The sequence below is a fragment of the Mesorhizobium sp. f-mel genome (assembly GCF_053850215.1).
This window is the reverse complement of sequence record NZ_JBSPTO010000007.1, coordinates 154,570-174,369: the sequence shown is the minus strand read 5'-3', so window position 1 is coordinate 174,369 and position 19,800 is coordinate 154,570. Positions and strand designations below refer to the sequence as shown.

Sequence of the window (19,800 nt, the reverse complement as noted above, 5' to 3'; positions counted from 1 at the left end):
GCCCCGTCTGTGCCAATTGGCCGGAGCAGCGTTCACTCTCGACAAATCACCGCCCGCTTGTCAATTTCGAACGTGGCCGCGGCCTTCACAACGCTATCGCATCGGCCTGAAAATCGGGTTGGATTTTCAGCAGCACGACGCGAAGATTGTAAGGCTTAGAGCGTATTTTCGGCGTCCAATTGGACGCATGTCGCTCTAATGTGGCGAATCCCGAAATTCGCATCTCTTGAGAGTTGCGCAGCAAGAAACCGAGGTTTTTCAGATGACCATGCCCTCCGACCGGCTGACGACGCTGGAAATCCGCGCCGCCGAGCAGGAGAAGATCATCGAGGAACTGTCCGGCCAGATCGCCGAGCAGTGGAAGGTGATCGAGCGCATGCAGCGCAAGCTCGATGCGCTGACCGACCGCTTCCTGGCGCTGGAGGAACAGGCCGCACCCGACGTGCCGGTGACCAAGCCGCCGCATTGGTGAGCATACTGAGAAAAGCAAAACCGCCGGGCTTTCACCCGGCGGTTTCGATCAGATCGGCAATCTCACGATCAATAGGGGCAGGCATTGTCCGACATGTAGTCGTGCACCTTGATAGTACCGGCGATGATGTCGGCCTTGGCCTTTTCGACCGCCGCCTTCATCGCGTCGTCGACAAGCGCCTTGTTGTTGTCGTCCAAAGCGTAGTCGACGCCGCCTTCCTTGAGGCCGAGATCGTTGATGCCGCCGGTGAACTTGTCGTTCTTAGCGTCCATGAAGGTGTTGTAGACGGCGACGTCGACGCGCTTGACCATGGAGGTCAGCACCTTGCCGGGCTGCAGGCCGTTCTGGTTGGAATCGACGCCGATGCCGAGCTTGCCGGCGTCGGCTGCCGCCTGAAGCACGCCGACACCGGTTCCGCCTGCCGCCGCGTAGATCACGTCGGCGCCCTGGTCGATCTGCGTCTTGGCGATCTCGCCCCCTTTGGCCGGATCGTTCCAGGCTGCCGGCGTGTCGCCGGTCATGTTCTGGATCACATCGGTCGCGCCGGCCGCTTTGGCGCCGCCGACATAGCCGCAGCCGAATCTGCGGATCAGCGGAATGTCCATGCCGCCGATGAAGCCGACCTTTTTGGTCTTCGAGGCCATCGCAGCCATCACCCCGACGAGATAGGAGCCTTCCTGCTCCTTATAGACGACGGAGCGGACATTGGGCTTGTCGACGACCATGTCGATGATGGCGAACTTGGTCTCGGGAAACTCGACGGCGATCTTCTCCAGCGCATCTGCCCAGGAGAAGCCCGCCATGGCGATGGGATTGCGGCCGTCCTCGGCGAAACGGCGCAGTGCCTGCTCGCGCTGGGTCGCGTTGCTGACCTCGAATTCCACATAGGCGATGCCGGTTTCGGCCTTGAACTTTTCGGCGCCATTGTAGGACGCTTCGTTGAATGACTTGTCGAACTTGCCGCCGAGATCATAGAGAAGTGCTGGCTGAATGTCCGCGGCGAAGGCCGGAAGAACCATCGCAGTTGCGGCCAGTAGGCCGAGAACGATACGTTTCATGTGATCCACACCCTGTCGGTTATTTTTTCCGTTATGCACCGCCTGCCTGCCCGGTTCTCCGGCAGGCAGGCGACATCAGACAGGAGTGTCTTCCTCCCGCTTCGGGCCAATCTGGCACGGCCCGAAACAAAATTCACGCGGAATTTTGACCTTTGGAAAAGCGTGGCGCCGTATCCCGGCGCCACGGATCATCGTCTCGCCAAAGGCCTCAAGCGGAGACGGCAGCCGGGATGGCGCAGGTGACGCCGGTGCCCTGCAGATTGCAATAGCCGTAGGGATTCTTCGCCAGATATTGCTGGTGGTCTTCCTCAGCGAAATAGAACTCCGGTGCCGGAGCAATCTCGGTGGTGATCCTGCCGCGGCCCGCGCCGCGCAACGAGGCCTCATAAGCGTCATGCGATGAGATCGCCGCCTGGTGCTGCGCATCGCCAAACGTGTAGATCGCCGAGCGGTAGGTGGTGCCGACATCGTTGCCCTGGCGCATGCCCTGCGTCGGGTCGTGGCTTTCCCAGAACAGCTTCAGAAGCTGTGCATAGGACACGATCTTCGGGTCGTAAACGACGAGCACGACTTCAGCATGGCCCGTAAGGCCGGTGCAAGTTTCCTGGTAGGTCGGGTTGGGGGTAACGCCACCCGCATAGCCGACGGCCGTGACCCAGACACCATCGACCTGCCAGAACAGGCGTTCGGCGCCCCAGAAGCAGCCCAGCCCGAACATCGCCGTCTCCAGCCCCTCGGGATACGGCCCCTTGAGCGGCCGCTTCGAGACGAAGTGCTTGGATGCCGTCGGGATAGGCTTGGCGCGGCCCGGCAGCGCCTCGGCAGGCTTCGGCAGATTGAGCTTCTTGTTCAGCATGTCGCTGAGAAACATGTGCGGTCTCCCTTTCTCTTTGTTTGGGGCGCTGGAAAGCTATCACGTCTAGGCGAACCGCCCGGTCGGCCGCTCCCGCCTGTAGCCGATCATGTAGAGAATGAAGGCAAGCACCGCGAACACGGCGAAGCCGGGCTGGTTGAGCACCCAAGCGATGGCGCCGTCCCATAGCAGCGGGCCAAGCTTGTCGCGGACGAAGCTTTCGAAGGTGCTTCGCGTATCCGGCGAGACGGCCAGCCAGCTCGTGTTGAGCGGGGTCATGACCAGCGCGGAGGCCGCCACCGAGCGTGTCGCGTCGATCACCGCCATGATGACGGAAACCGAAAGCGCGACCAGTGCCGCGAGACGGAAGACGAAGCGGAACATCCAGACCTTACCTCCCCGGAAGCTTATCAGAAATGCCAGTATCGGCCTGATAAATAGGATCTGCCCGCTTTATCCGCAATCGCGACACGCGAAGTGAACCCACGCCGCCGGTTGCGCCACTGAGGCGCCAGTCGGCAAAGTCACCGCCGCCGATCGCGGCGATCGGCTGCCAAGGCAGCACTGGTGACATGGACAGAGCATCCCTGTCCGACAAAGCGAATAGAGTGCCGTTATGTCTTGGCATTCGGCACCGGATCGACTAGATGAGCCCCGCGCCTGTTGCTTTGACGGCTCGAGGTGCGGGGAAAGGGTGTCCGCTGGTTGACGGCGCCCACGGTGCGGAGTTCCGGACCGAATCCCCGAAGGGAGACGCATCTCCCCAACCCGCGCGGCGAAACCGGCCGCGGTGAAAATGCTAAGACGGAGAGGTGGCCGAGTGGTTGAAGGCGCACGCCTGGAAAGTGTGTTTACGGGAAACCGTAACGCGGGTTCGAATCCCGCTCTCTCCGCCAACCATGCACCACTACTGATCTGGGCCAACGGGCGACTATGGCAGCCCTCCAGCGAGCCACTTTGTCCAGCTTGCGATTGTGATCCCGCAGGCCATGCCAGCACAGTCGGCAATCCAGTCGAATACATCCGGACCGCGCCCTATCAGTTGCGCGCCCTGAACAACTTCAATCGCCAGGCCCGAAAATGCGAGGACAACAATCAGCTTTGCCTTGTGTTTCGTCCAGCCGAGACTTCCCAAGGCCGCCAAAACAGCGAATGCGGCGGCGTGGACGAGCTTGCCATGATGCGTGAAGGGCACTCCCAAATTCTGCAGGAGCCACTCCGGAAAAAGGGCGAGCAGGAGAACGCCGGCCAACGCGACAAGGAAAGCAACCCTTGCCGCGATCGGATATGAACCTGCGCGCAACAATATAGGTCAGCCCTTCATCCGAAGTTTGCAGAGGCGACCGCCAGCACGAAGCGGTCTAGCGCTAAGGCAGATTCTCAATCTCTACCCTCCAACGGACCGGCGCATCGGCCGAACAGATGAAAGACGCGCGCCTCTGGCGGAGCGCGCGGGCATTCCACGACCAACGCATCGGGCCAACGGGATGACGCCTATGCCCGCGAGGGGAGAAGGACTGTGGGAGCATCCGGGAAATCGGAAGATCCAGTACGCAGAAAAAATCAGCCGGCCAAAGCTGGAATAAAATTACGGTGACATAAATCACGTTGACAGTGCACTTTTTGCCATGTTTGCTCGGCTGTCGCAGTGTGTAGATTGAAAGCATGGCTCGACTTGCATTGCCGCGCAGCCGATGTCGGCATCTGGGCGGCCGGCGGGCAGCGAAGCACTTCTGGACCGGATTGCCGAGCACCGGAAAGCCGCGAAATCGGGAAACATGCCGCCGCATACTGGACCGCCCATCGGTGGGGCGCTGATGATCAAGCAAGCCTAACGGCGAATACGTCCGGTTCACGAGCGTCATCGGGAAGCTGAAGGTCTGATACATCAGCCCTATGGCCGGAGGTGACTTTGACACCGGTTGAGCATCTATCTACACCGCCCGCTCACTTGTACGGAATTAACCAATTTTGGTAGCCGGGAACAAACAGTCAGCGACTCGCGTTTCTTGCACGAGGCCGGACTCTCGTTTCCCTCGGTTCGGCTGTGAAGGCCCACTATCTTTTGCACGGACAGCGGGCCCCGAAGGTTCGCAAATGCCGCGACGGCGTTTCACTCGCACCTGCCTCAGCCCTCACGATTTGGCTATTTGTGAACGCGTGTTTGATCAGCTTTGCGCAGATGAAGTCATCGACCCTTTTAGCCGGGATGCCGAAGCCTTAGCGGTGACGATTGTCGCAATCTTTCGAAACGTAACTACCAACGAGCGCGAGCTGCTCGGGGAAGTCAGATCTCGTCAACGCTCAAAGAGCGCAGACAGGCGCACTAGCTCTCGTCACTGAAACCCAGCAGCGACGCTTGGCGTATGTGGGTGTGGTCGCCACGGAGATGCTTGACGCGCAGCTTTACACCAGGCCTGACCCATTGGGTCGCCGGCCGTTTCTTCATGGCCTCCGGCGGCGGCCCGGCATGCTCTCGAACCCGCTTCAACAGCCGCTCCTTCATGTCGCGGCCCAAGGTGATGAAGGCGGTACCGAGATATTTCCCAGTTCCTGGCTGTGCCAAAAGTGCGAAGGCTGCATTGCCAGGCTCGCGCTCGATGCCCAGCAGTTCGAATTCGTCGACCGTGAAGCTCTTGGTCTTCAGCCAGTTCGAGGTCGGGCCGCTGCGGTATTTGCTGTCGGCGCGCTTCGAGACAATCCCCTCAAGCTCGACCTGCTCGACGAGATAAAAGATTGACTTGGCGTCACCAGGCATGGCCTCGCTGAACTGGATCCGGCTGTTCGGCTTGATGATGCCGCCAAGAATTTCGCGGCGCGCCTTGCAGCCGATGTCGCGCAAATCATGGCCATTCAGGTGCAGAATGTCGAATGCGCAGAGGTACATGCCATAGGGATTGTTGTGGACCGCGTTCTGGAGCGCGTTGAAGTCGGGCATACCGGCCTTGTCGGTGACGACCGCCTCGCCGTCGATGATGGCGTTCTTGACCTCAAGCTCCGTCGCCGCTTCCACGATGCCCAGATATTTACGCGTCCAGTCCTTACCGGTTTCGGCATAGACGCGGATATCCTCGGGGCCGTTGATGATGATCTGGGCACGATAGCCGTCGAGCTTGATCTCGTGAATCCAGTTGTCACCCTCGGGCGGCTTGGCCACCAGCTTGGGCTCCATCGGGTGGATGAACTCTAGCCGGCCGGTGCCGGCCACTGCCCGCCTACGCATGGAACCTAGTCTAGGTCACTGGCGTATATTAGCCATAGTGAATATGACGAAATTCTAAAAGGACGTGCGATATGGCAGACGACAAAAGCAAACGCGACTTTCGCGACCGCAACAAGATATCGGCGAACGACGATTATGAGGTGAACTTTTTCGCTCTGCAGAACAACATAACGCCGACGCAGGTGCGCGAGCTGATCCGCAAGCACGGCAACGATCGGGCGACCCTGACCGCCGCCGCGAAAGCATTGCCGGCACAATGATGACCAAACTCTCGGAGGCGCGAGCCTTTTGTGGCTCAGCACATCTCGACGCCGTCTAGCGTGGAACCGCACGTACTTCCCGAGACTGAGCGCGCCGTTTCGGCGGAGAAAACCACGAAGGCAAAGATGAGCATGCTGACAGCGACGATCATGGTGCCGGTGGCGACGATCGGCTCAAGGGCTGGATTTCTATGCAGCATCACGTAAAGAGCCATCACGACCAGGCCAAGATTGTAGACGCCGGGACCATCGCGATCCTGCGGGCGGCTTTTGTCGGGTTCAGAGCGTAGTACCCACCGAATATTGCACTCGTCACCCATCCCAAGAAGGTTGATGTGCGCGTGGCACCGTGATTGCCTGAAATTGCCATCTGCAGGCCGGCTAAGGAAGACGATCGCTGTCTTGAAAAAGATCCGAGATTTTCGGCATGTCATGTCCTCCCCAAGCCGTTGCTGGCGGCCCGGCAGCCTATGGGGGTGACCGGCCAGCCACCGGGCCTAACCGGCTTGCGCCGGCTGACGAAAACATGCGCTCACGCTAATGTAATTGCAACATCGAGATGCCGGTGCGCACAGCGAGGTTCGCGATCTCGACTCCTGTCCCAAAGGGTGGTTGGCGGGTCATCCCGTGAAGAAGATGATCTCCTTCGCAGCGCCGACTCCAGCCAGTGGAATTACGGTGACAGTGCACTGTTTGGCATGTTCGCTCGGCTGTCGCTGTAGATTGACCGTATGGCTCACTTGCATCGCCGCGCCGCCGATTTCGGCATCTGCGCAGCCGACGGGCAGCGAAGCACTTCTGGGCCCGGCAAACCGGACAGCCGTGAAATCGGAAAGACGCGGCAGGCGGGATAGAAATGGTGCCCTGTCACCGTAATTTCCCGTAATTCCCGCCGACTCGGTAGGCCAATATCAATTTAGATCGTCAACGCCAGCCACCCAGCGATCGCTTTTCTCTAAAGTCGGACTAACCGCCTTTCGCTTTCAGGTACGGATTGCCAGCCACTCCTCGGCGGCCAGGACGCCGGCAAGAGCCATGCGAGCAAAACAGGAACCAGGATCACCGCCACAACTGAACCGTGCATTTGCTTCCGTGTGTTGCGCCGCAGTTACAGTTCAGCCACAACCTGTGTGTTATTCAATTTTTGGTGACTTCCTTTCAACACAGGCATCAGACCATGAAGAAAATCGCGTTTGCCACTACGTTCCTGCTCGGTTTCAGCGGTGCGGCCTTGCTTGCGGCTCCGGCCTTCGCGGCCGATGCAGTTGTTTACGAGCCCACGGCACCCGTCGCTGTTGCCTACGACTGGAGCGGCTTTTATGTCGGTGTTCAGGGCGGCTATCTCTGGGGGCAAGCAGAACACAGCTACTCCAACGGTGCGCCAAGTGACGATTCCGATCCCGATGGCTTCATTGGTGGCGTCCATGTCGGGTATAACTGGCAGTCCGGCTCTTTTGTTTACGGTGTCGAGGGCGATTTCGAAGGCGGTGACGTGGAGGGCAGCTTCGAAAATGCTACCGGAGCCACTTCTGTTGGAACCAGCGAATTGAACTGGCAGGGCTCGATCCGCGCAAGGCTCGGCTACGCATACGACAACGCACTTCTCTACGTTACCGGCGGCTGGGCGATCGGCGATTTCGACTTCGGTGGCGGCCCCTTCCCGCTTCCTGTCAGCGGGGGCTATTCGGATACGCTCAACGGCTGGACAATCGGGGCCGGCGGCGAGTGGGCCTTCAACGAACATTGGACCGCGCGACTGGCGTATCGGTATACAGACTTCGGAGAAGCCTCAGGCAACTTGGCTCCGGGATTCCCGGATGTCGATATGCCGGTTGACCTAACCACGCACGCGGTGAGGGTCGGCGTCAGCTACAAGTTCTGATCCTTTGGGGACGCAAGGAAAACCCCGGCCCAGCGGCCGGGGTTTTCGTTTGGGCTCCATTGGCCATCACCGCCTCAACATCCGAACCGCCCTAGACCAATGTAACCGCAACATCGAGATGCCGGTGCGCAGCGAGGTTGACGATCTGGACTCTCATCCCAAAAAAGGTGGTGGGCTGGTTGGCGGACGGTGAAAGGAAGTCGCTTGCGATGTGCAGCATGTCGCGTCCAGCGCGAGACAGAATCGCCGGGAGCGGAAAGCAAATTCGGTTCGCTCCCGCTATTCGAAAAGGACTGCAATGGCGCGATCGCCCGCGCGGAAAACGCTAGCCAAGACGCCGCAGGTGATCGACAAGGGCACGCAGCTTCGGCGCGACGTTACGACGGCTCGGATAGTAGAGGTAGAAGCCGGCAAAGCGCGGGCAATAGCCTTCGAGAACTGCCACCAGCTCGCCTCGATCGATCGACGGGCGAAAGCTCTCCTCCATGCCGAAGGTGATGCCGGCGCCGGCTATGGCGAGCTTTGTCATCAACGCCATGTCGTTGGTCGTGATCTCCGGCGCAACGGCGACGCTGAACTCCTTGCCGTTCTGGGCGAATTCCCAGCGATAGGGCGCGACCTTGGGTGCGCGGCGCCAGCCAATGCAGCGATGGCCCGCAAGCTCGCTCGGATGCGAAGGCGCCCCAAATCGATTGCGATAGGCCGGCGCGCAGACGGCCAGCTGCCGCTCGTCACCGGCGACAGACACCGCGATCATGTCCTGCTCGATCACCTCGCCGAGCCTGACGCCGGCATCGTATCCCTCGGCGACGATGTCGAACTCCTCGTCCGTCACCGTGATGTCGATCTGAACCTCCGGATTCGCTTCGGCAAAGGTCGCCAGGAACGGCCCTGAAAGAAAGCGCTCGGCGATCGACGAGACGGCGAGCCGCAACTGCCCGCGCGGACGCCCGCGCATATCCCCGGTGGTCTCCATTGCGGCGCGCATGTCGGCAATGGCCGGCGCTATCCCGGCGAAGAGGCGTTCGCCAGCCTCGGTCAGGCTGACGCTTCGCGTCGTGCGCTGGACAAGCGCGATACCGAGCGTCTCTTCCAGCCGCTTCATCGTCTGGCTCACCGCCGAGCGGGTAACGCCCGTCCGGTCCGCAGCCGCGCGAAAGCTCTGCTCCTCGGCCACGAGGGCGAACACCGCAAGCGCATTGAGATCCGGCTGCATTGGTTAGATGTGCTTTCCACGCTGTGACCAAATGGTCGTCTTATCGCAACAGTGAAACAGATCCATCTTCGTGGCAACCGCCTGCATGGCGGTTCGCAAGATCAACCAGACGGAGACGAAACATGTCCCTCAACAAAGTCGTGCTCATTACCGGGGCTTCTAGCGGAATTGGCGCCGCCATCGGCCGGGAGCTCGGTGCTGCCGGAGCAAAGGTCATGCTCGGTGCGCGCCGCACCGATCGGCTGGACACACTCGCAGAAGAGATCAGGGCAAACGGCGGGGAGGCAATGACACGCCGCCTGGACGTGACCGACCGCGTCGATGTCGCCGCCTTTGCCGAGACGGCGCGCCAGGCCTGGGGACGCGTCGACGTAATCGTCAATAATGCCGGCGTCATGCCGTTGTCGCTAGTGGCGTCGATGAAGGTCGAGGAATGGGACCGGATGGTCGACGTCAACATCAAAGGCGTGCTCTACGGCATTGCCGCGGTGCTGCCGGAGATGACGGCCCGAGGCTCCGGCCATGTCGTCAACATCGCCTCCATCGGCGCGCTTTCGGTGTCGCCGACAGCCGCGGTCTATTGCGCAACCAAATACGCGGTGCGCGCCATCTCCGATGGCTTGCGGCAGGAGCAGGGCAACATCCGCGTCACGTGCATCCATCCCGGCGTGGTCGAGAGCGAGCTCGCCGACACGATCACCGATCCGGTCGCGGTGGAAGCGATGAAGACCTATCGCGCCATCGCGCTGCAGCCCGACGCGATCGGCCGTGCGGTGCGCTTCGCCATCGAACAGCCGGATGATGTCGACGTAAACGAGATCGTCATCCGGCCGACAGCCAGAAAGTAGGGAGGCAAGAATGGATTTTCGTTTTCACACCTCGTCGCGCGATCGCAGCATCGCAAACGTTCTCCGAGCTGTTCACGGAGCGTCGCGCCGCTCCCGTCGCGCTGAGCCCTGCAAAAAGGCAACTGTCCGCGGTCCGATTGGCCTCTGGTCGGACCACTATTTCGCTGGCGGAAACCGCCATTCGGCGTATCATTCTTTTGGGGGAGGGTTCATGGCGGAGGTGGTCAATGAACATCGTTTCGAGAGTGCCTGTCGTTGACTTGACGGCCCAGGAACTTGTTTCATCTGCGCTTTCAAGATTTCGCGCCGGCGACACCATATCGACCAGAGCCGCAATAGACGCCATCCGCCGGGCAGCCCCGGCTTTTGAGGACAGCGACGACCATCTGGTCGAGCTTGTCGTGATGACCGCAATTGGTAGGACCATGGGGGTCGTGTTCGACCATCGGTCCCGCTAATTGCATGCCGCTCTGCGCCCAATTAGCTTGCGCACTGTCGGAACTAGAGCGGCGACGTAAGCCACTCAGTAACCATAAATTGTGATCGGATGGATCACGCCATTCGTCATCGGAACGAATAGTCCCGCTGCGCCGTTCCTGTCCTTCGAGTCAAGGAGTGGCGGTAATGCGTGATGAACAGTTCGACGTTCCGGTGACGATCGAGAGCGGACGGATCGGCCGCCCCCTCTCTGTGACGAGGACGGTTCAGGCGGCCTCGCTTCTGGTCGACAAATGGCCAGACGAAAAGCGCGGGCCGAAATATCGCGCGGCCTTGAAAGCCATGATGGATGCGATGGAGCAGCGGCGGGCGGTTGGCAGTGCGCGGCGGGCGTTCACGGCCGCCGCCAAGGAAGCCCATGTGTTTGTGCGCGAAGGCCGGCACTAGTGCATGTCGCGCAAAGTGTGCAGGGTTTTTGCGAGAACGACATGCAGAGAAACAAGAGCTTGAAACGCGTCGCATGAATGCGTTCAAACGCGATGCGCTTTAAGGAACCTCACGAAATCTCCGTCGTTATGCTCTAGGTCTAAGCGAGGAGAACTGTCATGCCCGATGACAAAACCAAGACCGACAACCGTGATCGCTCGCAAGTAGCCGGCGACGAAGACTATGAGGTGAGGCATCTCGCCGAGGAAGCCGGCATCACTCCCGAGCAGGCACGCACCTTGATCAAGCGCCACGGCACCGATCGCAAGGTGCTGAACGAAATCGCCAAGAGCATAAAGGCGTTGTGATGGCTGAAAAACGGACCGCTATAGCCGATCGGAAGAAACGCCAACCGGACGACGAGGAAGCCCTGCGCCTGGCCGAGACCACCGACGTTTCGCCCAACCAAGCGAAGGATCTGATGCGCAAGCACGGCAAGAACAGCCCCAAGGTCGAGAAGGAAGCGAAGAACTTCAAGGCCGAAGGCTGAGCCGCCGATTTGGCGGAGCGTCTGCCCTCGCCGTATGCCGTCGCACGCGCCCGGCCATCCGTACGCTTCGCTTATCTGGCGTCGCGGGCCGGCTATCATGAGCAGCTTATCAATTTTCTAACAAATTCGGCCTATTCCCGTTCTAACCATGGGAGCTGGGCTTTTGGCGCAAACAGAGAAAATCGCGGCGCGACGCGCTGTCGCGCTGTCGGTTGTCGTGCCGTGCTATAATGAAATCGGTGGGGTCGCCGAACTTTACCGGCGCGTCACAGCCGTTTGCAGTGAACAAGCGGGGCATTCCTACGAGATCGTGCTGGTCATCGACGGAGCCACCGACGGCACCCGCGAGGCCATATTCGAACTCGCCAAACAGGACAGCCACGTCGTCGGCATAGACCTCGCCCGAAATTACGGCCACCAGATTGCGCTCAGCGCCGGCCTGGAGTTTTGCCGCGGCCAGCGCATTCTCATTCTCGATGCCGACCTCCAGGACCCGCCGGAATTGCTCAAAGCCATGATGGCAAAGATGGATGAGGGGTTCGACGTCGTCTATGGCCAGCGGGTGAAGCGCCAGGGCGAAGGCTGGTTCAAGCGCGCAACCGCCGCATTGTTCTACCGTCTGCTGCGCAAGATGGTGGACGTCGAGATGGCGCTCGATTCCGGGGATTTTCGACTTATGAGCCGCCGCGCGCTTGATCATCTCAATGCGATGCCCGAGCGTTACCGCTTCATTCGCGGCATGGTGAGCTGGATCGGCCTGAAGCAGGTGGCTTTTGCCTATGAGCGGCACCAGCGCTTCGCAGGCACCACGCATTACCCATTGAAGAAGATGGTGCTTCTGGCAATGGATGCGATGACGAGCTTCTCCATCGTGCCCTTGCGGTTCGCCTCGCATCTCGGCTTGATCTTCGGTTTTCTCGGGCTTGCTGCGCTCGGCTACACGCTCTTCTCATGGTTTGCCGGCAGCGTGTTGCCCGGCTGGACCAGCCTGGCGGCAATCGTCCTGATCCTCGGCAGCGTTCAGCTTCTGGTCCTTGGGATTTTCGGGGAATATCTCGGGCGCATGTATATGGAGACCAAGCGGCGGCCGCTTTACCTAATAAACGAGATTGCTGCCCATGATCCTGCCGCCGGGAAACTGCCCGTGCATCGTCTTCAGGAAATGGCCCATGAACTGGCGAAGGGAGCCGCGCGTGCTTCAGGCCGAGTTTGATCAGTTCGCGCTGGAATATCAGCAGCAGCATGCCGCAAGTATCCGGCTGAGCGGCGAAACCCCGGATTTCTTCGCGCAGTATAAGATCGACGACGTCGCCGCAAGGCTGGCTCACTCCAACGTGAAGCCGCGGCGGATACTCGACTTCGGCGCGGGCGTCGGCAATTCGCTGGGGCCCATGCGCGCCGCATTTCCCGACAGCGAAATCACCTTGCTCGATCCCTCCTCGCAGTCGCTCGACATCGCCCGCAAGCGCTTTCCCGGCCAAGCCGATTTCAGGCACTTCGACGGCGAAACGATCCCTTATGACGACGCAAGTTTCGATCTTGCCTTCGCCGCATGCGTGTTCCATCACATCCCTGAAGACCTCCATGTCGGCCTGATCAAGGAGATCGAGAGAGTGCTGACCGGTGGTGGCAGCTTCTTTTTGTTCGAGCACAATCCCTGGAATCCGCTGACGACGCACGCGGTGCGAAACTGTGCTTTCGACGAGAACGCAATTCTGATCAACAGCCGCGATTTGCGCAAGCGAATGGCTGCGGCCGGCTTCTCCAAATCCGATGTCGTCTACCGGATCTTTTTCCCACGCGTGCTCGCAAAATTGCGACCCTTGGAGCGCTTCCTGACCAGGATGCCTGTGGGAGCCCAATATTTCGTGCATGCGGTCAAGCCTGCCGTTTGAGCGGACGCCCTGCCCTCGGATGAACGACAAGCTGAAACCCCAATCGATCTGCCGCAGGGCGGCTTGGAGCTATGATATGAACGGGATTCAGGCGACCGTAGCGACCGTTGCGACCGCGTCGTCGGTCAACGACGCGCAGCGGGCCAGGGCGATGTTCTGCCTGCTCGTCGCACCTGTCGTGGCATTCGCGCTTTCCGCCCACGCCCAAGCCATCCTGCAGGACCCCGACTGTTGGTGGCAGGTCAAGGTGGGGCTCGATCTGCTGGCAAATCGTACGTTCCCGCTTGTCGACAGCTATTCTCATACTTTCGCCGGCCAGCCGTGGATCGCCAAGGAATGGCTTGGACAGGTTCTCCTCGCGCTCGCCTACACGACAGGCGGCTGGAACGGCGTGGCGCTGCTGATCATCTCAACCATCGCCCTGACAGCCGCGCTGCTGTCATGGTGTCTCAGCACCTGGTTGAGACCGACGGCGGCAGTGGGACTGGCCTTGTTTGCGGCGGCCTTGATCTCCCCGATCTTCACCGCGCGTCCACACATCTTCACCTTGCCCATCATCGTGATCTGGACCGCAATGCTTTTCCGCGCAGCGCGCTACGAGCAGAGACCGCCTCTGTGGTTACTTGCCCTGCTTGTCCTGTGGGCCAATCTCCACGCGACCTTTACCATCGGCTTCGTCATTGCGGCTTTCGCCGGCCTCGATGTTCTTGTGCGAACCCGCCTGTCCAACCCCGTACTCCTTGGCAAATGGGTTGCCTTCGGACTGCTTTGCCCGGTGGTCAGCTTAATCAATCCCTACGGCATCAAGGCCATCCTTGCCACTTTCACGGTAGCCTATGGCAATGAAGCGGTTCCCTTGATTATCGAGTGGAAACCGTTCGACGCCTCGGATCAACCGTTCCAGGAAGTGGGTATCCTACTGTTCGTTTTCGCGCTGCTTGTGTCGAGACTTCGCGTCGGCTGGGCGAAGGCGCTGTTCATCGTCTTTGTCTTGCATATCTATCTCACCCATCTGCGCTTCATGTACCTGTTCTTTCTGCTGGTCCCGATCGTGCTTGCGGCCGAGATTGCCGAGCAATATCCCGCGCTTTCCCTGGCGAAATGGGTGTCCGACAGACGCGACGGGCTGGAACGGTTTTTCGCCGAGCGATTTTACCGGATCTGCGGCGTGGCAGGCGTTTTGCTGGTGGGGGCAACCGCAATGCTCACGAGCGCCTATCAGGTCGAGCCGAGCCAGAAGACTTCGGCCAAGGAAGCGCTCGCATTCGTCGAAAATAATCATTTGTCAGGCAATGTCCTGAATTCCTACAACTTCGGCGGTAGCTTGATCTTCCATGGAATCAAAACATTCATCGACGGCCGGACAGATCAGCTCTTTCTCAACGGCTTTATGAAGACAGATGCCGAGACGGGACGCAGCGGTGGAAAACCTGTCCTCGAAGCCCAGCTAAAGAAGCATGCGATAGACTGGGCCTTGCTGACGCCGGACGACAGCCGCATTCCATTCTTCGATGAACTGGGCTGGAAGCGCGCGTATGCCGACGACTATGCCGTGATCTATACGCGCGATCGCTGATTTTCGGCAGCTTCGCGCCGGCGCACGACTTGTCTTTAAACGCCGTGCGCTGAGATCCCGGCGGGAAAATCCCTATAGAATTTTTATTTCTTTCCTCTTCGCCACGTCTCGAACCTTTATGGTGTTTCGAGCCATATTCTACCTGAAACACACATCTCGGTCACTCTGCCGTTGTGGCGGGGTGCTTCCGTATGATTTCGGACCTGCCGTCTGCTGGTGAAGCGAGAATAAAGCGAAAAATAAGGAACACGCGCGATGGACATCATCGTTCTCGGAATAGGATTTTTGCTTTTTACCCTGTTCTTCGCCTTCATCAAAGTCTGCGACAGTCTTTAGGCGGAAGGATCGCAACATGCTTGTCGACTATATCCTCGCTGGCGCCGTGACCTTGTTCCTTCTCGCCTACCTGACATACGCCCTCGTTCGCCCAGAACGTTTCTAACGGCAACTGGCGAAGGCACGGAAAGCTACACCTATGACTTTCAACGGATGGATACAGATCCTCGTCTATTGCGGGATCGTTTTTTTGCTCGTGAAGCCGCTCGGCGGCTACATGTATCGCGTTTTCAGCGGCGACCGCACATTCCTCTCGCCGATTTTGGGTCCTGTCGAGCGACGCCTTTATCGCATCTCGGGAACCAGCGAGCGTGAGGAGCAGCACTGGACCACTTATGCGGCGGCCCTGCTGTTCTTCAACCTGGCCGGTTTCCTGGTGCTCTACGTCCTGCAGCGGCTGCAAGGCAGCCTGCCTTACAATCCGGCCGGGATGACCGCCGTCGAACCCGGGCTCGCCTTCAACACCGCCGCCAGTTTCATGACCAACACCAACTGGCAGAACTACGGCGGCGAAAGCACGATGTCCTATCTCGTGCAGATGGCCGGCCTCACCGTGCAGAACTTCCTGTCCGCGGCGACCGGCATCGCCATCGCAATCGCGCTGATCCGCGGCTTCACCAAGGCCTCCGGCAAATCGATCGGCAATTTCTGGGTGGATATGACCCGGTGCACCCTTTACCTGCTGTTGCCGCTCTGCATCGTGCTGACGCTGGTCTATGTCTATCTTGGCATACCGCAGACGCTCAGCGCCTATCTCGACGCCACAACATTGGAGGGCGCGCGGCAGACGATCGCGGTCGGGCCAGCCGCCTCGCAGGTCGCCATCAAGATGCTCGGCACCAATGGCGGCGGCTTCTTTAACGCCAATGCCGCGCATCCTTTCGAAAATCCCGACGCGATCTCGAACCTGATCCAGATGGTTTCGATCTTCGCGATCGGTGCGGCGCTGACCAACGTCTTCGGCCGCATGAACGGCAACCAGCGCCAGGGTTGGGCGATCTTGACCGCGATGGGCCTCCTGTTCATCGCTGGCGTCGCCGTCTGCTACTGGGCTGAGGCGTCAGGCAATCCGCTGGTTCATGCGCTGGGCATCGACGGCGGCAACATGGAAGGCAAGGAAACGCGCTTCGGCATCGCTTTGTCGGCCCTGTTTGCGGTCATCACCACGGCCGCGTCCTGCGGCGCGGTCAACGCGATGCATGACAGCTTCACCGCGCTTGGCGGCATGATCCCGATCATCAACATGCAGCTCGGCGAGGTCATTGTCGGCGGTGTCGGCGCCGGCCTCTACGGCATCCTGATGTACATCGTGATCGCCGTGTTCGTCGCCGGACTGATGGTCGGACGCACGCCCGAATATCTCGGCAAGAAGATCGAGGCCAAGGAGATCAAGATGGCAATGCTGGCCATTCTCTGCCTGCCGCTGGCGATGCTGATCTTCACCGCCATCGCGGTGGTGCTGCCGACAGGCGTCGCTTCGATGGCCAATGCCGGCCCGCACGGCTTCTCCGAGGTACTCTATGCCTACACCTCGGCTGCCGCCAACAACGGCTCGGCCTTTGGCGGCCTGACCGGCAACACGACCTGGTACAATGTCACGCTCGGAATCGGCATGCTGATGGGCCGCTTCCTGGTCATCATCCCGGCTCTGGCGATCGCCGGTTCGCTGGTCGCCAAGAAAACAGTGCCCGCCTCCGCCGGCACCTTCCCGACCGACGGGCCGCTGTTCGTCGGGCTGCTGGTCGGCGTCATTCTGATCGTCGGCGGCCTCACCTTCTTCCCGGCGCTGGCAGTCGGACCGATCGTCGAGCACCTGGCTGGCATCCACGGGCAGACATTCTGAAATGGCCCCACTTTGGATCAATGTCATGGCCTGGTTCGAAACCATACGCCGCAAGATTCGATATCGAGCCGATCAGAAGGGGGCAACCCCGCCTCCTTTCCCGACCATGTCCACGTTCTTCGGCATTGCGGCCGTCATGATCGTGATCTGGCTGCTGGCCTCGGGGCTGCCGCATCTTCGTTCGGCATACGATCGATCGGCGCCATTCAACAACATCGATACTGGAGCCACTAAATGAGCCAGTCCAAATCCGCTGTTATCATGGATGCCCGCGTCCTGCTGCCTGCCATCGACGGGGCCTTCAGGAAACTGAACCCGCGCACCTTGATGCGCAATCCGGTGATGTTCGTCGTCGCTGTATTCTCGGCGCTCACGTCAGTCCTGTTCGTCAAGGATCTTGTCACTGGTGGCGGCAATCTCGGCTTCTCGCTGCAGATCATCATCTGGCTGTGGTTCACCGTGCTTTTCGCCAACTTCGCCGAAGCGGTCGCCGAAGGCCGAGGCAAGGCGCAGGCCGATTCGCTGCGCAAGGCGCGCACCGAGACCCAGGCCAAGCTGTTGAGCGGCGACGACCGCACCAAGTTCAAGCTGGTGCCCGGCACCAGCTTGAAGGTCGGCGATGTGGTGCTCGTCGAGGCTGGCGACATCATTCCGTCGGATGGCGAGGTGATCGAAGGCGTCGCTTCGGTCAACGAAGCGGCAATCACCGGCGAGTCCGCTCCGGTGATCCGTGAATCCGGCGGCGACCGTTCGGCGGTCACCGGCGGCACGCAGGTTCTGTCTGACTGGATCCGCGTGCGCATCACCGCGGCCTCCGGCCATACGTTCCTCGACCGCATGATCTCGCTGGTCGAAGGCGCCGAGCGCCAGAAGACGCCCAACGAGATCGCGCTTAACATCCTGCTCGTCGGCATGACGCTGATCTTCGTGCTGGCGACGGCGACGATCCCGAGTTTCGCCTCCTATTCGGGCGGCTACATTTCGGTGACCGTCCTGGTCGCCCTGTTCGTCACGTTGATCCCGACGACGATCGGGGCGCTGCTTTCGGCCATCGGCATCGCCGGCATGGATCGCCTGGTGCGGTTCAACGTGCTGGCGATGTCGGGCCGCGCCGTCGAGGCGGCTGGCGACGTCGACACGCTGCTGCTCGACAAGACCGGCACGATCACGCTCGGCAACCGCCAGGCGACGGCATTCCGTCCGGTCAAGGGCGTCAGCGAGCAGGAGCTAGCCGACGCTGCACAGTTGGCCTCGCTTGCCGATGAAACGCCGGAAGGCCGCTCGATCGTCGTGCTGGCGAAGGAGAAATACGCCATCCGTGCCCGCGACATGGCAACACTGCATGCCGCTTTCGTGCCCTTCACCGCGCAAACCCGCATGAGCGGCGTCGACATCGATGGCTCGTCGGTTCGCAAGGGCGCGGTCGATTCGGTGCTCGCCCACGTCAATCAGTCGACCGTCGCCACGCATGGTACGCGCCCCAGCAGCGACACCGTCCGCGACCTTCAGGCGATCGCCGACGACATCGCCAAATCCGGCGGCACGCCGCTGGCGGTCGAGCGCGACGGACGCCTTCTCGGCGTCGTCCATCTCAAGGACATCGTCAAAGGCGGCATCAGGGAACGCTTCGCCGAACTGCGCAAGATGGGGATCCGCACGGTGATGATCACCGGCGACAATCCGATGACGGCGGCGGCGATCGCGGCGGAGGCCGGCGTCGACGATTTCCTTGCCCAGGCGACGCCCGAGGACAAGCTGAAGCTCATCCGCGACGAACAGGCCAAGGGCAAGCTCGTCGCCATGTGCGGCGACGGCACCAATGATGCGCCCGCCCTTGCGCAGGCCGATGTCGGCGTTGCCATGAACACCGGCACGGTCGCCGCACGCGAAGCCGGCAATATGGTCGACCTCGACAGCGATCCGACCAAGCTGATCGAGATCGTAGAAATCGGCAAGGCGCTGCTGATGACGCGCGGATCGCTGACGACCTTTTCCATCGCCAACGACGTCGCCAAGTATTTTGCCATCATCCCGGCCATATTCGCCGTCTTCTACATCGCGCCGGGGCAAACCGCCGGTCCGTTGCAGGCGCTTAACATCATGCATCTCGCAACGCCGCAGAGCGCCATTCTCTCGGCCATCATCTTCAACGCACTGATCATCATCGCGCTGATCCCGCTGTCGCTGAGGGGCGTCAAATATCGCGCGATTGGCGCGGGCGCGCTGCTCAGCCGCAACCTTCTTGTCTACGGCCTCGGCGGCATCATTGTCCCCTTCGTCGGCATCAAGGCGATCGATATGGCCATCACCGCGCTTGGCCTCGCATAAGGAATTAAGTCCATGCTCAAGCAAATCAGACCCGCGATCACCATGATCGTTTTCTTCACCATCCTTACCGGCCTTATCTATCCAATCGGCATGACCGGCATCGCCCAAGCCCTGTTCCCGCGCCAGGCCAACGGCAGCCTGATTGAGAAGGACGGCAAGATCGTCGGCTCCGAACTGATCGGCCAAGCCTTTGCCAGCGAGCGCTATTTCCATGGCCGCCCGTCGGCAGCCGGCGACGGCTACAACGCCGCCGCTTCGAGCGGTTCGAATCTCGGGCCGACCAACCCCAAGCTGATCGACCGCATCAAGGGCGATGCCGACAGGCTGAACGTGGAAAATCCGGACCGGCCGGTGCCGGTGGATCTGGTCACGACTTCAGGCAGCGGCCTCGATCCGCATATCAGCCCCGAAGCCGCCTATTTCCAGGTCGCCAGGGTGGCCAGGGCCAGGAACGTCAATGAAGCCAGGGTCAAGTCCCTTGTCGACAGCCATGTTGAGGACCGCGAGCTCGGCTTCATGGGAGAGCCGGTGGTCAATGTGTTGGCGCTCAATCTGGCGCTGGACGAGGCCACAAAGCAATGAATGGTGAGCCGGGG

The 19,800-nt window shown here is 60.5% G+C and carries 21 protein-coding genes, 1 tRNA gene and 1 pseudogene; 16 read left to right on the top strand and 7 right to left on the bottom strand.

Annotation, left to right across the window (positions count from 1 at the left end; genetic code table 11):
* Positions 1 to 262 precede the first annotated feature (262 nt).
* Entirely contained in the window at positions 263 to 472 is a 210-nt protein-coding gene (locus tag ACWUKX_RS12410; RefSeq protein WP_287092740.1) for a SlyX family protein, read from the top strand.
* Positions 473 to 540: 68 nt separating this feature from the next.
* Here the strand turns inward: ACWUKX_RS12410 and ACWUKX_RS12405 are convergent, their stop codons facing one another.
* The 3 genes from ACWUKX_RS12405 to ACWUKX_RS12395 all read right to left on the bottom strand — a co-directional run bounded on the left by ACWUKX_RS12405 (position 541) and on the right by ACWUKX_RS12395 (position 2,767).
* Positions 541 to 1,530: a BMP family lipoprotein gene (locus ACWUKX_RS12405; RefSeq protein ID WP_456006989.1), complete on the bottom strand. Its 990-nt coding sequence runs from the start codon at positions 1,528 to 1,530 to the stop codon at positions 541 to 543.
* 208 nt (positions 1,531 to 1,738) lie between these two features.
* A complete protein-coding gene (gene msrA, locus ACWUKX_RS12400; RefSeq protein ID WP_287095660.1) occupies positions 1,739 to 2,401 on the bottom strand; it encodes a peptide-methionine (S)-S-oxide reductase MsrA in 663 nt (220 codons plus the stop codon).
* A gap of 48 nt (positions 2,402 to 2,449) precedes the next feature.
* On the bottom strand, positions 2,450 to 2,767 hold the full coding sequence (locus ACWUKX_RS12395) for a hypothetical protein (RefSeq protein WP_029348109.1): 318 nt from the start codon (positions 2,765 to 2,767) through the stop codon (positions 2,450 to 2,452).
* Between the two features lie 422 nt (positions 2,768 to 3,189).
* Between ACWUKX_RS12395 and ACWUKX_RS12390 the strand changes: the two genes are divergently transcribed.
* Positions 3,190 to 3,279 (top strand) — tRNA-Ser (locus ACWUKX_RS12390).
* Positions 3,280 to 3,314: 35 nt separating this feature from the next.
* On the opposite strand, the gene ACWUKX_RS12385 is transcribed toward ACWUKX_RS12390, so the two are convergent.
* On the bottom strand, positions 3,315 to 3,689 hold the full coding sequence (locus ACWUKX_RS12385; protein ID WP_456006987.1) for a VanZ family protein: 375 nt from the start codon (positions 3,687 to 3,689) through the stop codon (positions 3,315 to 3,317).
* A 1,020-nt stretch (positions 3,690 to 4,709) separates the two neighbouring features.
* Complete coding sequence (locus ACWUKX_RS12380) at positions 4,710 to 5,606, bottom strand: ATP-dependent DNA ligase (RefSeq protein WP_456006985.1); 897 nt, start codon at positions 5,604 to 5,606, stop codon at positions 4,710 to 4,712.
* Between the two features lie 71 nt (positions 5,607 to 5,677).
* Here ACWUKX_RS12380 and ACWUKX_RS12375 point away from each other — a divergent pair, with 71 nt between their 5' ends.
* Entirely contained in the window at positions 5,678 to 5,866 is a 189-nt protein-coding gene (locus ACWUKX_RS12375) for a DUF3606 domain-containing protein (protein ID WP_456006983.1), read from the top strand.
* Between the two features lie 35 nt (positions 5,867 to 5,901).
* Here ACWUKX_RS12375 and ACWUKX_RS12370 read toward each other — a convergent pair.
* Positions 5,902 to 6,300 (bottom strand): annotated as a pseudogene (locus tag ACWUKX_RS12370) (hypothetical protein).
* 743 nt (positions 6,301 to 7,043) lie between these two features.
* Between ACWUKX_RS12370 and ACWUKX_RS12365 the strand changes: the two are divergent.
* A complete protein-coding gene (locus ACWUKX_RS12365; protein ID WP_456006981.1) occupies positions 7,044 to 7,748 on the top strand; it encodes an outer membrane protein in 705 nt (234 codons plus the stop codon).
* A 325-nt stretch (positions 7,749 to 8,073) separates the two neighbouring features.
* Here the strand turns inward: ACWUKX_RS12365 and ACWUKX_RS12360 are convergent, their stop codons facing one another.
* Positions 8,074 to 8,964: a LysR family transcriptional regulator gene (locus ACWUKX_RS12360; RefSeq protein ID WP_456006979.1), complete on the bottom strand. Its 891-nt coding sequence runs from the start codon at positions 8,962 to 8,964 to the stop codon at positions 8,074 to 8,076.
* A 122-nt stretch (positions 8,965 to 9,086) separates the two neighbouring features.
* On the opposite strand from ACWUKX_RS12360, the gene ACWUKX_RS12355 reads away from it, so the two are divergent.
* The 12 genes from ACWUKX_RS12355 to kdpC all read left to right on the top strand — a co-directional run bounded on the left by ACWUKX_RS12355 (position 9,087) and on the right by kdpC (position 19,786).
* Positions 9,087 to 9,812 (top strand): SDR family oxidoreductase, encoded by a 726-nt coding sequence (locus tag ACWUKX_RS12355; RefSeq protein WP_456006977.1) that lies wholly within the window; start codon positions 9,087 to 9,089, stop codon positions 9,810 to 9,812.
* 624 nt (positions 9,813 to 10,436) lie between these two features.
* Positions 10,437 to 10,697, top strand: coding sequence for a DUF982 domain-containing protein (locus tag ACWUKX_RS12350; protein ID WP_029348122.1), 261 nt, complete (start codon positions 10,437 to 10,439; stop codon positions 10,695 to 10,697).
* A gap of 158 nt (positions 10,698 to 10,855) precedes the next feature.
* Positions 10,856 to 11,044, top strand: coding sequence for a DUF3606 domain-containing protein (locus tag ACWUKX_RS12345; protein ID WP_065008570.1), 189 nt, complete (start codon positions 10,856 to 10,858; stop codon positions 11,042 to 11,044).
* A complete protein-coding gene (locus tag ACWUKX_RS12340; protein WP_455841447.1) occupies positions 11,044 to 11,226 on the top strand; it encodes a hypothetical protein in 183 nt (60 codons plus the stop codon). The genes ACWUKX_RS12345 and ACWUKX_RS12340 overlap by 1 nt, the downstream gene beginning before the upstream one ends.
* A gap of 163 nt (positions 11,227 to 11,389) precedes the next feature.
* Positions 11,390 to 12,439, top strand: a complete 1,050-nt coding sequence (locus tag ACWUKX_RS12335; RefSeq protein WP_456006975.1) for a glycosyltransferase family 2 protein — start codon at positions 11,390 to 11,392, stop codon at positions 12,437 to 12,439.
* Positions 12,396 to 13,121, top strand: coding sequence for a class I SAM-dependent methyltransferase (locus tag ACWUKX_RS12330; RefSeq protein ID WP_455841449.1), 726 nt, complete (start codon positions 12,396 to 12,398; stop codon positions 13,119 to 13,121). Before ACWUKX_RS12335 ends, ACWUKX_RS12330 begins: the two co-directional genes overlap by 44 nt.
* Before the next feature lie 76 nt (positions 13,122 to 13,197).
* Positions 13,198 to 14,697, top strand: a complete 1,500-nt coding sequence (locus tag ACWUKX_RS12325; protein ID WP_456007037.1) for a hypothetical protein — start codon at positions 13,198 to 13,200, stop codon at positions 14,695 to 14,697.
* A 352-nt stretch (positions 14,698 to 15,049) separates the two neighbouring features.
* Positions 15,050 to 15,139, top strand: coding sequence for a K(+)-transporting ATPase subunit F (locus tag ACWUKX_RS12320; protein ID WP_456006973.1), 90 nt, complete (start codon positions 15,050 to 15,052; stop codon positions 15,137 to 15,139).
* Positions 15,140 to 15,172: 33 nt separating this feature from the next.
* Positions 15,173 to 16,876 carry a potassium-transporting ATPase subunit KdpA gene (kdpA, locus tag ACWUKX_RS12315; RefSeq protein ID WP_456006971.1) on the top strand — a complete coding sequence of 568 codons (1,704 nt, stop codon included), beginning with the start codon at positions 15,173 to 15,175 and terminating at the stop codon, positions 16,874 to 16,876.
* A 25-nt stretch (positions 16,877 to 16,901) separates the two neighbouring features.
* A complete protein-coding gene (locus ACWUKX_RS12310; RefSeq protein WP_287338289.1) occupies positions 16,902 to 17,114 on the top strand; it encodes a hypothetical protein in 213 nt (70 codons plus the stop codon).
* Positions 17,111 to 19,204, top strand: a complete 2,094-nt coding sequence (gene kdpB / locus ACWUKX_RS12305; protein ID WP_456006969.1) for a potassium-transporting ATPase subunit KdpB — start codon at positions 17,111 to 17,113, stop codon at positions 19,202 to 19,204. The genes ACWUKX_RS12310 and kdpB overlap by 4 nt, the downstream gene beginning before the upstream one ends.
* Positions 19,205 to 19,216: 12 nt before the next feature.
* On the top strand, positions 19,217 to 19,786 hold the full coding sequence (kdpC, locus tag ACWUKX_RS12300; protein WP_456006967.1) for a potassium-transporting ATPase subunit KdpC: 570 nt from the start codon (positions 19,217 to 19,219) through the stop codon (positions 19,784 to 19,786).
* The last annotated feature ends 14 nt before the right edge of the window (positions 19,787 to 19,800 follow it).

Coding starts and splice junctions, on each gene's coding strand:
- ACWUKX_RS12410 (WP_287092740.1), top strand. CDS start 263: ATGACCATGCCCTCCGACCGGCTGACGACGCTGGAAATCCGCGCCGCC.
- ACWUKX_RS12405 (WP_456006989.1), bottom strand. CDS start 1,530: ATGAAACGTATCGTTCTCGGCCTACTGGCCGCAACTGCGATGGTTCTT.
- msrA (WP_287095660.1), bottom strand. CDS start 2,401: ATGTTTCTCAGCGACATGCTGAACAAGAAGCTCAATCTGCCGAAGCCT.
- ACWUKX_RS12395 (WP_029348109.1), bottom strand. CDS start 2,767: ATGTTCCGCTTCGTCTTCCGTCTCGCGGCACTGGTCGCGCTTTCGGTT.
- ACWUKX_RS12380 (WP_456006985.1), bottom strand. CDS start 5,606: ATGCGTAGGCGGGCAGTGGCCGGCACCGGCCGGCTAGAGTTCATCCAC.
- ACWUKX_RS12375 (WP_456006983.1), top strand. CDS start 5,678: ATGGCAGACGACAAAAGCAAACGCGACTTTCGCGACCGCAACAAGATA.
- ACWUKX_RS12365 (WP_456006981.1), top strand. CDS start 7,044: ATGAAGAAAATCGCGTTTGCCACTACGTTCCTGCTCGGTTTCAGCGGT.
- ACWUKX_RS12360 (WP_456006979.1), bottom strand. CDS start 8,964: ATGCAGCCGGATCTCAATGCGCTTGCGGTGTTCGCCCTCGTGGCCGAG.
- ACWUKX_RS12355 (WP_456006977.1), top strand. CDS start 9,087: ATGTCCCTCAACAAAGTCGTGCTCATTACCGGGGCTTCTAGCGGAATT.
- ACWUKX_RS12350 (WP_029348122.1), top strand. CDS start 10,437: ATGCGTGATGAACAGTTCGACGTTCCGGTGACGATCGAGAGCGGACGG.
- ACWUKX_RS12345 (WP_065008570.1), top strand. CDS start 10,856: ATGCCCGATGACAAAACCAAGACCGACAACCGTGATCGCTCGCAAGTA.
- ACWUKX_RS12340 (WP_455841447.1), top strand. CDS start 11,044: ATGGCTGAAAAACGGACCGCTATAGCCGATCGGAAGAAACGCCAACCG.
- ACWUKX_RS12330 (WP_455841449.1), top strand. CDS start 12,396: ATGAACTGGCGAAGGGAGCCGCGCGTGCTTCAGGCCGAGTTTGATCAG.
- ACWUKX_RS12325 (WP_456007037.1), top strand. CDS start 13,198: ATGAACGGGATTCAGGCGACCGTAGCGACCGTTGCGACCGCGTCGTCG.
- ACWUKX_RS12320 (WP_456006973.1), top strand. CDS start 15,050: ATGCTTGTCGACTATATCCTCGCTGGCGCCGTGACCTTGTTCCTTCTC.
- kdpA (WP_456006971.1), top strand. CDS start 15,173: ATGACTTTCAACGGATGGATACAGATCCTCGTCTATTGCGGGATCGTT.
- ACWUKX_RS12310 (WP_287338289.1), top strand. CDS start 16,902: ATGGCCTGGTTCGAAACCATACGCCGCAAGATTCGATATCGAGCCGAT.
- kdpB (WP_456006969.1), top strand. CDS start 17,111: ATGAGCCAGTCCAAATCCGCTGTTATCATGGATGCCCGCGTCCTGCTG.
- kdpC (WP_456006967.1), top strand. CDS start 19,217: ATGCTCAAGCAAATCAGACCCGCGATCACCATGATCGTTTTCTTCACC.